The following is a 10665-nucleotide window of genomic DNA, read 5'->3' as shown; positions in this document are numbered from 1 at the left end:
CAGTTTTAGCTGGCTAGGAAAATATCGGCGCCTCTGGCGCAATTGTGAGCGAAAGCTGAACACCAGTAAGATGATGATTAGCTTAGCCTTCCTGCGAATACTCTTGAAAAGATTCTAAACACGTTCTAAAACAAAGGTAAAAACTAGTAGACATAATCAAAATATTTTTTGATCATGAACCGTACAGTGTGCTCTTCTCAATTGATAACAAGGCCTTCGGTGCAAACTGTGAGCTGGGTCCTGGGAGCTTGCTTCCATTCATTAAAAGTCCCGTTTATCGTCTCTTAGCGCAGCTTAAAATACCAACGGTGGGCCCATTTTAGCCACCTCGCATGAATCTTTATATTCAAAACAATTTGTAGATCAATCAGATCGTCCACCAATTTGCATAGACACCACATATAGTGCTACAATGATTGTCTAACCACTATATATAGAAAAAAGGACGATGATTAGTTACGGAAACCATAAATATTCTCTACATCAGTTTGAGTGGCAACACGAAATATTTTATTAGCAGACTGACAACATACTTTGAGAAAGAACGTCATGTTCGGGTTAGTTCAATTAATGTTAAAGAACACCGTGAATTCACCACTCTTGACCAGCCGTTTGTTACCTTCCTACCAGCCTTTCTTAAAGGTGGTAATGGGGTTAATAACGGTTATACTGAAATATTAACCACTATTTTGGGAGATTACCTCGCGTACGAAGGCAATTACCAGCATTGCTACGGTATTATCGGTAGCGGTAATCGTAATTTTAATAAGCAGTTTGCACTCACGGCTAAACAATATGCTAAACGCTTCGATTTTCCTTACATTACCGATTTTGAGCTACGTGGCACCGCACACGACATTCCTCGCATTGCCGATGCCATCTTAACCTATCGCAATCAATTTTGTTTTCAAACAACAAAGGAGTAATCCCTAATGGTAACTAGCACCCCAGAAATGGAAAATACCTATTTTTACTTAAATAACCTCGTAAACATCCCTGTCGACGGAGAAATTCCGCTATATTACGATCAAGAAGCCCTCAAGGCCTATTTTGAAGAGACGGTCGAACCAAAGACTAAACAATTTGATTCATTGGATGCCAAATTAAACTACTTAGTCGACGAAGATTACATTGATCCAGATATCTTGAATCAGTATTCCCACGAATTTGTGCGGTCCTTGTTCGACCGAATAAAAGATCATCACTTCCATTTCCGCAGCTTTCTCGGCGCGTACAAGTTTTACACACAGTACGCCATGAAAACCAACGACGGACAACAATTCTTGGAAGGCTTTATCGACCGTGTTGTCTTCAATGCTCTCTACCTTGCAAACGGTGATGAGCAACTTGCTAATGACGTTGCCGATGAATTAATTTCACAACGTTACCAGCCCGCCACTCCCACTTTCCTCAACGCGGGGAAAAAGCGCCGCGGAGAAATGGTGTCGTGTTTCCTAATTGATATGGCCGATTCCATGCTCTCAATTGGACGTGGCGTTAATTCTGCCCTTCAACTATCTCGAATCGGTGGGGGCGTCGGCGTTAACCTGTCAAACTTGCGCGCCTCAGGTGATCCTATTAAGCAGATTTCCAACGCCTCGTCTGGCGTTGTACCAGTGATGAAGTTACTTGAAGACTCATTTAGCTACAGTAACCAACTTGGGCAACGGAACGGCGCCGGAGTGGTTTATCTCAACGTCTTCCATCCTGACATCTTACATTTTCTGGATACCAAAAAGGAAAATGCGGACGAAAAAATTCGGGTGAAGACCTTGTCCCTCGGTTTGATTGTTCCTGATAAATATTATGAATTACTCAAGACTAACGAACCAATGTATCTTTTTAGCCCCTATGATGTCGAACGTGAATATCGTACGCCATTTGCTTACATCGATATCACCAAAGAATATAACAACATGGTCGCTAACCCCAATATTAAGAAGTCAGTCTTTAACGCGCGGAAACTAGAACAAAAGATTTCTCAACTCCAACAAGAATCTGGTTATCCTTACATCTTGAACATTGATACGGCCAACCAAACTAACCCTGTCGATGGCAAAATTATTATGAGTAACCTTTGTAGTGAGATCTTACAGCCTCAAGAACCGTCAAAACTTGATGATGACCTATCGTACAAGACAACTGGCACCGATATTTCATGTAATCTCGGATCAACCAATATCATGAATATGATTGACTCGCCGGACTTCGGTCACTCAGTTGAGGTTGCTGTTCGTGCGCTCACCCTCGTAACTGACACAACCGACGTTAAGGAAGTACCGACTGTTAAACATGGTAACGAACTTTACCACACGATTGGATTAGGGGCTATGGGTCTGCATACTGCCCTTGCACGCCACCAAATTGAGTATGGCTCACCAGAGGCCCTTGAATTTACTGATGCCTACTTCCTAGCCTTAAACTACTATTCACTCGCTACGAGCAATCGAATTGCCCGTGAACGCCACGAAACCTTCGCTAAATTTGACCAATCAAAGTACGCTGATGGTAGTTACTTCGATCAATACTTGAACGCAGACTTTGAATTTAAGAGTACCAAAGTTGCAGAGATTTTCAAAAACATTAAATTACCATCTGTTGCCGACTGGGAGGCCCTCAAACAGGCCGTCATGGCGGATGGTCTTTACCATCGTAACCGACTTGCCGTGGCACCGAATGGTTCCATTTCGTACGTCAATGAAACGAGTGCGTCACTTCACCCAATCACACAATTAGTAGAACAACGGCAGGAAAATAAAGTGGGATCAATCTTCTACCCGGCACCCTACCTGTCTAACGAAACTTTGCCCTACTACACGCCCGCATATGATATCGACCAACGCAAAATCATCGATACCTATGCCGTAGCGCAAAAACACATTGATCAAGGCATGAGTCTGACACTGTTCATGCGTTCAGTTTTGAAACCCGACCTTTACGAGTGGAAGGACAATGACAACTTGAAGATGACGACCCGGGACCTTAACCGGTTACGGAATTACGCCTGGACCAAGGGTATCAAGTCACTTTACTACATTCGAACATTCACAGAAGACGACGAAATCAAAACCGCAAATGAATGCGAGTCATGCATGATCTAGAGGATGTATTCAGGGTTAGCGCCCGTTTAACCCACCGACAACACGTTATTGGATCACGGTGCCCGTACACCTGTGAATTCTAACTAGGGAGACGAATAAATAACGATGGACTATTTATACTACAAAGCAATTAACTGGGATGACATTAAAGATAATTTCGATAAATACACGTGGGAACAACTCACCACTAACTTTTGGTTGGACATTCGGATTCCCGTCACGAATGATCAACCAGCTTGGCAACAGCTAGCAGACACTCAACAACAGGCCATTACCCGCATGTTGGCAGGTGCATCGATGTTAGCCGTCTACCAATCAGAGGTCGGCACTCCTGCCATTCGCCATGATCGGCGAACCCAACAAGAAGAATCCGTATTAAATACCATTACCTTCATGAAATCAGTCCATGCTAAGAGTTACACGACCATTTTCCGGGCCCTGATTCCAGGCAATGGTGGCGCAAATCTCACTTGGGCAGACAATAATACTGATCTGCAAGCTGAAATCGACCAACTCGCTCAAACGAGCACCAATGGCACGGCTTTACAAAAAAAAGCCCTTTTTATTTTGACCGAAACTGGCCTTTCATTTGGTAAATATTGGACAACCCTTCAAACCCATTCTCTCGTCAATACCTACCAAATGTTGGCCAATATTCTTCGTGGAAGTGCCATCTTTAGTGCCTATGTCGGCTACAAATTTCACCTTGGGTTTGAAGACCTCGCGTCAAGTGACCAAGCTGAACTGCAGCATTGGATTAACACCCAGTTTGATCAACTCATGCAAACCGAAAAAGATTTCCTAGAAGCTAACCTTGACGATGCCACCGAAGCCATCAATTTGGCCTACTATGGTGCTAATCATGCACTAATATCACTTGGTTTCGATGCTAGCTACGAGTTTCAGCCATCTCCACTAGTGGCGCAGATCAAGAAATTGATGATTGACCAAAATCAATTTTTGCAACAGGTAACGGCTGCAAACAATGAATCGGACACTGAAAAAATGACCGATGAAGACTACGACTTTTAAGGAGTATTCAACTAATGAGCTATAAAACAATTAATTGGGACATCATCGAAGACGAACTTGACGAATATGTATGGGATAAAGCAACGGCACAATACTGGCTGGATACGCGAGTACCTGTTTCTAATGATTTACGGGACTGGCGGACACTCTCTGGCACCGAAAAATCGGTTATCAATCGGGTTGTGGGTGGATTAGCCTTGCTGGACACACTCCAATCCGAAGAAGGAGTCGACGTGATGCGGCCCGACGTTCGGACACGAAAAGAAGCAGCAGTCCTCAATGACTTTTTGATGATGGAGTCAATTCATGCCAAAAGCTACGGCACTATTTTGACATCTTTGAACGATCAAGCCACTGTTGACGAAGTATTCAAATGGATGAACAATAATCCCAGAATGCAATACAAAGCCAAACGGATCAATGATATTTATCAAACGGGAAACAACCTTGAAAAGAAAGTTGCAAGCGTCTTTCTTGAAGGAGTTTTGTACTACACCAACTTTTTTACCCCACTTTGGTACCGTGGTAACAATAAGCTGGCAAATCTTTCTGAAGTTATCAAACTGGTGATCCGCGATGAATCTGTTCATGGTACCTACCTCGGCTACAAATTTCAATTGGGATATAACGAGCTATCGGCGACTGAACAAAAAACATTCAAAAAGTGGATGGATGAGTTGCTCGACGATCTCCTTGAGAACGAGTTTGCGTTCACCGAAGAAGTTTACGCGCCGATTGGGTTAGCGGAAGACGTTAAACAATTCGTTCACTACAACGCCAACAAGGCGCTCCAAAATATGGGCTTTGAATCCCGCTTCCCCAATGCTGAGATTAAAGATATCAACCCAATCGTAATGAACGGAATTTCAACCGAAACGGCCAATCATGATTTCTTTTCACAAGTTGGTGCTGGCTATCTAATGGGTAATGCTGAAGCTATGAGTAGCGGCGACTATGACTTCTAACATAGGCTTCTAGGCATAATTAAAATTAAAAAAAGGCTAATATCTACAGGAAATATTAAAGTAAAGCCCCCTGAGTTGTACTAGTCCCTGTCAAGTTATCATTTGAAATAATATAAGTTTTGCTTTGCTTAAACGGCCTCATTCCAGTATTCAGCTGGGGTGAGGTCGTTTCTTGCTGGTGAACGATCTAGTTGATTAAAATAGTTGATGCCTTCTTCGACCAATGCCACTAATTTAATTAGACTTATTAAGTAAAGAAAATAGGGACCCTTTCAGTTAACATGTGCTAACCAAAAGGGGGCCCTATTTTCTTTTAATACCGTATTTCACACGGTATCGAATAAAGGTCGTCCGTTTAATACCTGTATTTCGGGACACATCAATGTCACTCATGCCAGCTCGATAAAGCTTAAAAGCATGTTGCAAACGGGGATCATCTTTGGCATATTGGGGTTTGCGCCCATGATATTTCCCCTGCTGCTTAGCCAGGGCAATGCCTTGTTGCTGGCGTTCAATGATCCGCTTCCGTTCACTTTCAGCCTGATACTTATAGAGTTCAATAATCAAATTGGTCATCAGTTGCCGTAAGTTGGGATCCGCAATCCCTGTCATGGACGGTAAATTCAACACATCTAGGGTGGCACCCTTATTTTGAATGGTGTTCATGATCTTAGTTAAATCCTGGTTGTTTCTGCCTAAGCGATCTAATTCAGTGACCATTACAATATCACCCTCACGAATATAGGCCAGCATTTTTTGCAGTTCTGGCCGATTAGTGTTAGCCCCACTTAATTTATCCGTAAATAATTTATCAACGTCTTTTAAAGCCGCTAACTGTCGATCTAAATGTTGCTCCTTGGAACTCACACGCGCATAACCGATTTTAGGCATTTCCAATTCTCCTTTTGGACAGTTCTAATGAACACTTTTAATTCCTAGTATAGCACAGAAATAAAAACGGCCACTAGGGTATACCCTAGTGGCCGTTTTTGATCCATTATCAATGGCTTTTTAAATTAGGGCCTAGTACTTTTGGAATGGAAATACTTTCCAACACCAAAAATTCTAGACCCAAATAAATTTACCTACGGGTTATTTATCAATTAACTTTGATAGATAATAACCAACTACAAATCCTAAAGTATTAGCAATCACGTCATTTATATCTACCCAACGATGTGTTATTGCCAAATTGTCTGTTATAAATTGAATAAATTCGATAGTGAATCCAATAAGGATTCCAGTTGTAATCACATGAGAAATTTTGAATTTGGGAGAGAATAAAATATAGGTAAATATTCCTAAGGGACAAGTCATAATGATATTTAGCCAGAATCCTAATTGATCTAATTCTTGAAAGGGAATGTAAGCAACTGGTGCCTTACCAATCATCATAAAGCTAATAGCTTGATTTGACGATGGCAATTTAATAGGTAAGATTGGGCTAAAACATAAAAAACAAATTGATAAGGCTGAAATTCCTAATAATACCCAGGCAAATAATTTTGAAATATGGTTAATAATTCATCATCTACTTTCATTATTAATTGAATTAAAAATATTGCGATAATTTATAAATTCTTCCTTAAATACATATTTTTGAAAACTAAATTTCAATTATAAGCATTTTTATCAAAACTATCACAAAAAAGTAGCAATAACGGAACTTTAACAAATCTTTTGAGAGCGTAAAATATCTTGTGTAAATGGTAGATTGTAAAAGTGAACTTAAATGACGGGTTCACCAACCGGAACAACGTGAAGGGCGGTAGGCAGGTTCTAATCAAAATCAAAACTTAATTTATGGCCGTCAAGCTTTAACTTGGCGTCAAACGACTTCCCCTTTTTGCTCTTGAAACGCTTTAATTGCGGTCTTCCCGAGCGTCTTGCTACTCCATTTCTTAGGTAAGGTAAAATCTTCACCTTGCTTGGGCTTCACAATGTAAAACTTCTGTTTATTTAAAACGGTCGCTTGCGGTGTTTCTAAGAATACTTCGGCGGCTTTTTGCGCTTGCTGTTGGTGATCGATTTGTTGCTTAATGGCTGCACTGCCATGATACCGTTCATTCATGGCACTTTGCAGACTGGATAGTGAGAAGAGTTGTGGACTAGCACGCTTTTTGTCTTGTTTTTGGACGTCCTTGATTAAACCGGCCTGTGAGCCTTTCTGAACGTGCTTAGCTTGCATGAATGTTATTAGCCCTGTTTCGTCTTTAAATCGCTGATAGGGGTCTAATTTTGCGACGAATTTTTGCTGATTAGCTAAAATTTCCGCATTTAGTTCAAAATAGGGTTTCGGCTTAAAGGTTTTGTTTACCTGGTCTCTTTGATAGACCATACCCAAGGCTGGCAGCTATACGTAACTAATCGAGCACGCTCTACGTACCAAATTTTTCTCAATATAAAATACATTATGGGCTACCATTCATACCAATTAACCAGTCGCTAATTTTGTGATTACAAGTGCATGCCTCCATCTTCATGCCGGTTTCGAGTTTGGTGTTGCCGCTGCTTTTTCGTCATTTCCCACTCGGTCTTTTTTAAACCTTGCGCCTGTTTTTGCCGTTCGTAATCTTCATCACGAGCATATAGAACAGTCATGATCGCGTCACTAAAGGCCGTCTTTAAGTAATAGTCCGGACTAACTGGTTTGTAATTTAGCGGTTGATAATGTCCAATATTTACTTTTCTATACTGGTCGTCCTTGGCTTGTTGCCCTTTTAACTGCTTTTGGATTTTCTCGATCTGACTGTTCTTAACCGTTGGATCGGCTTTGCATTCGCCAAAAAAGAGTTGTTTAGTGCCATCATGCTTTAAAACCCGTTGTAAGTGATGATTTTCTAACTGATCTAAGCTCAGCTGTCCCGATAAATAAGCTAGTCCTTGTTGATGTTCTTGGGGACTGAACACCTGTGGTGGATTTGCTTGCCACTGTTCAATTGTTTCAGCCTGACATGGCTTTAAAACAGGATCATAGTACATCACGGCTGTATAGGCTTGTTCCTGTTTAATCATTGGTAATTCATTAAAATTGCCGTTAGGAAAGGCTCTTCTTAAAACTTCCTGGTATTGGGTTTGAATAACTTGCTTAACAGCCATGATTGCCCGTAGGTCTTTGACTGCGCGAGTAATCTTTTGCTGCTCGGTTGGTGAATACTTTTCTAGTAGACCTTGATCAACGTGTTCTAGACTTTCTAAGCTATCATCATGAATCATCAGCGTATATTTAAGCTCGATTTTGACTTCTTTTTCTTGTTGCATTAATAACTTCCAGCCAACGTATGGCCGTTTGGTAAAGGTCAATAATTGTTGGGCCAACAAATCATCACGAATATTCATTAAACGTTCGTTTAATTCACTGCCTTTGAAAATCGTTTGTTCACTATTAGTTTCTTTAATCAATTCCCGTCGTTCAGCTTGTGTGGTCTGTTCAAAATTAAGCTCTGGATAAAGTTTTTTAGTCGTGCGATCAACCACTTTATTTAAGAGTTCATCTGCTTTTTTTAGTGAACTTTCTTGTTGGTTAATCGTCAATAATTGCTTAGTGACATCTTCACCAACAGCGTGCTTAATTAAGGTACTGTTTTTCCAATTAAATAGCATGCGCCGCTTATCATCTAAGTTCTCCAAACTGATATAAGTTTTCAGTTCATGGCTTAACTCTTTAACTACCCGTTTTTCATTAAACGAGAAGTGTTTACTTAGACTATCCAAGTGGCCTTGATTAACTACTTTCTCCTGCATATTTTTATAGCCAGCTTTGGACTTACGATAGTTCTTAACTTGTTGATTAAATGCCTTTCTTTCATGCCGCTTACTATTGATTCCCTCATGTTGAGTTGGTGTATCAGCTATTCCCTGTTCCATAAATGATTTTTCGCTGATCCGATCGGGAATATTTTTTTGCTCTAAAACTTGATTTACACTAACCGCCCAATTGTGCCGCCATTCAATCATTTTTTCTTTTTTATCCCAATCAACCAACCAAATTTTTCGGTTTCTCACATTCCCTGCAGGGGTCTTAGTTTTATTACCATGACTATCTAAAATGTATTCGGTTTTTGTTTTCTGTCCCCAAGTACCATCGGGGTTAAATGGGCGATTAGTTAACATCACGTGTGCGTGCGGATTATCTGGGTGGTCGCGATGAATTGCCACGTCGGCTACCATGCCCTCATCAACAAAATTTTCTTGCACATATTTTGTCAGTAATTCTTTCTGTTCGGATTCACTTAATTCTATCGGTAAAGCCACGTTAAATTCTTTTGCATACCGTGAGTTTGATTTACGATCTTTCTTTTCAACTTCATTCCATAATTGTTCTCGATCACTGGCCCATTCTGGTGCATTTTTGGGAGTTAAAATAAAGCTTTCTGGCATAACCGAGCGGGCATAAAAATAGCGGCGACCTTCCTTATCATCAAATAGCTTTTCACCACTTCGATAAGCGGCACTGGTAATCGCACTTCGTCCTTTACCAGCACTAATATTACTAAAGCTCATGTGAAAAATTGCCATGTCGGTCACCACCTTTCTTTGGGTTTATGGGTTTGACTTTGTTGTCGCCATCGGCGACTTCTAATACAAGTTTTAATGGGTTTAGCACAACGTCATCAAAGATGACGTGTAAGTGCGCATTGACCTCGTTTCACTCGGTCTGATGATTACCTTGACTTCAATTTAGTGTATGACTTTCGCTTCGCTATTTCAACTTTTATACTTTGACTTAACGTTTACCTTATGATATAGTGTCCGTGATTATTTTTAAGATGATTGGAGGGATAATTGTGACTCAAAGTAACTTAGAAAAACAAGAAGCTAAATTAAAACAGCTTAATCAAAAGATTAAAGCTGAAAAAAACAAAATTGAACAAAGCCTTGGTAAGGAAATCATTAAATCGGCTAATTTGAATTATGCAACGCTAACCACTCCACAAATTAAAATGATTGCTAAAAAATTTTCCGCCTTTTTAAATCAAGATCAAAATAACCAATAATAGTTAGGTGGTAATGACTATGCCTAATCAATATGAAAAACTAGTTCAGCAACAAGTACGTTTAAAGCAAAAAATTGAGCGGGAAGATTTTAAGCTGCGGCAATCTAAATACTACGAAAATCGGCAAGCCCGCAAAGCCCGTTCTCGCCGATTAATTCAAAAAGGTGCTTTGTTAGAAAAATACTTTCAAGCTGATACCCTTTCGGTTGAACAAACCGAAGAGCTTTTAAAAATATTTGCCGATTACATTAATGCCCATAAACCAAATAAACTCAAAAACGATCAACCTAATAACTAGGCCGATCGTTTTTATCTTCAGGATTATTTTTTGGCTTAACGGTAGATTGTAAAATTAATCCGAACGCTGTTCGGACAAAAAAGATCAGCTTCCTTTAGAACGTGTTTGGATACTTTGACATTCGATTTGATTTTAGTTAAATTAAATCAAAAACAGGAGTTTTTAATCCATGAAAAGCTTTGCACACCATTATAGTAGCGACATCTCTCGTGAACAATTTGAACTAATCCGGACAGATCTAGAAGGCATACGTAAGCGGACTAAGCCAAGAA

9 protein-coding genes and 2 pseudogenes are annotated in these 10665 nt (G+C 40.2%); 7 read left to right on the top strand and 4 right to left on the bottom strand.

Annotated features, from left to right (window positions below; all coding sequences use genetic code 11):
* From D1831_RS13080 to nrdF, 5 genes and pseudogenes are all read left to right on the top strand, one after another.
* Positions 1–118, top strand: a pseudogene (locus D1831_RS13080) (IS5/IS1182 family transposase); the annotation flags it as partial.
* A 349-nt stretch (positions 119–467) separates the two neighbouring features.
* The gene (nrdI, locus tag D1831_RS13075; protein WP_173961388.1) at positions 468–926 is read left to right on the top strand and encodes a class Ib ribonucleoside-diphosphate reductase assembly flavoprotein NrdI; all 459 of its coding nucleotides are present in this window, start codon (positions 468–470) and stop codon (positions 924–926) included.
* A gap of 27 nt (positions 927–953) precedes the next feature.
* Positions 954–3101: a class 1b ribonucleoside-diphosphate reductase subunit alpha gene (gene nrdE / locus D1831_RS13070; protein WP_179950335.1), complete on the top strand. Its 2148-nt coding sequence runs from the start codon at positions 954–956 to the stop codon at positions 3099–3101.
* A 105-nt stretch (positions 3102–3206) separates the two neighbouring features.
* Positions 3207–4133, top strand: a complete 927-nt coding sequence (locus D1831_RS13065; RefSeq protein WP_125073306.1) for a ribonucleotide-diphosphate reductase subunit beta — start codon at positions 3207–3209, stop codon at positions 4131–4133.
* A 14-nt stretch (positions 4134–4147) separates the two neighbouring features.
* Positions 4148–5098: a class 1b ribonucleoside-diphosphate reductase subunit beta gene (nrdF, locus tag D1831_RS13060; protein WP_125073305.1), complete on the top strand. Its 951-nt coding sequence runs from the start codon at positions 4148–4150 to the stop codon at positions 5096–5098.
* A gap of 303 nt (positions 5099–5401) precedes the next feature.
* On the opposite strand, the gene D1831_RS13055 is transcribed toward nrdF, so the two are convergent.
* The 4 genes and pseudogenes from D1831_RS13055 to mobQ form a co-directional block, all read right to left on the bottom strand.
* A complete protein-coding gene (locus D1831_RS13055) occupies positions 5402–5989 on the bottom strand; it encodes a recombinase family protein (RefSeq protein ID WP_125073304.1) in 588 nt (195 codons plus the stop codon).
* A gap of 201 nt (positions 5990–6190) precedes the next feature.
* Positions 6191–6523, bottom strand: coding sequence for a VanZ family protein (locus tag D1831_RS13045; RefSeq protein WP_225422895.1), 333 nt, complete (start codon positions 6521–6523; stop codon positions 6191–6193).
* A 354-nt stretch (positions 6524–6877) separates the two neighbouring features.
* Positions 6878–7551: pseudogene (locus tag D1831_RS13040) on the bottom strand (DNA topoisomerase); the annotation flags it as partial.
* 4 nt (positions 7552–7555) lie between these two features.
* Entirely contained in the window at positions 7556–9616 is a 2061-nt protein-coding gene (gene mobQ / locus D1831_RS13035) for a MobQ family relaxase (RefSeq protein ID WP_125073302.1), read from the bottom strand.
* Between the two features lie 251 nt (positions 9617–9867).
* Between mobQ and D1831_RS13030 the strand changes: the two genes are divergently transcribed.
* Together D1831_RS13030 and D1831_RS13025 are read left to right on the top strand one after the other, a co-directional pair.
* On the top strand, positions 9868–10095 hold the full coding sequence (locus D1831_RS13030) for a hypothetical protein (RefSeq protein ID WP_125073308.1): 228 nt from the start codon (positions 9868–9870) through the stop codon (positions 10093–10095).
* A 19-nt stretch (positions 10096–10114) separates the two neighbouring features.
* Entirely contained in the window at positions 10115–10393 is a 279-nt protein-coding gene (locus tag D1831_RS13025) for a hypothetical protein (RefSeq protein WP_125073301.1), read from the top strand.
* The last annotated feature ends 272 nt before the right edge of the window (positions 10394–10665 follow it).

The sequence above is a fragment of the Lactiplantibacillus garii genome, from assembly GCF_003885105.1.
In the GTDB taxonomy this organism is placed as follows: domain Bacteria; phylum Bacillota; class Bacilli; order Lactobacillales; family Lactobacillaceae; genus Lactiplantibacillus; species Lactiplantibacillus garii.
Note: the sequence above shows the minus strand (reverse complement) of the source record. Positions and strands in the feature narration are given on the sequence as shown.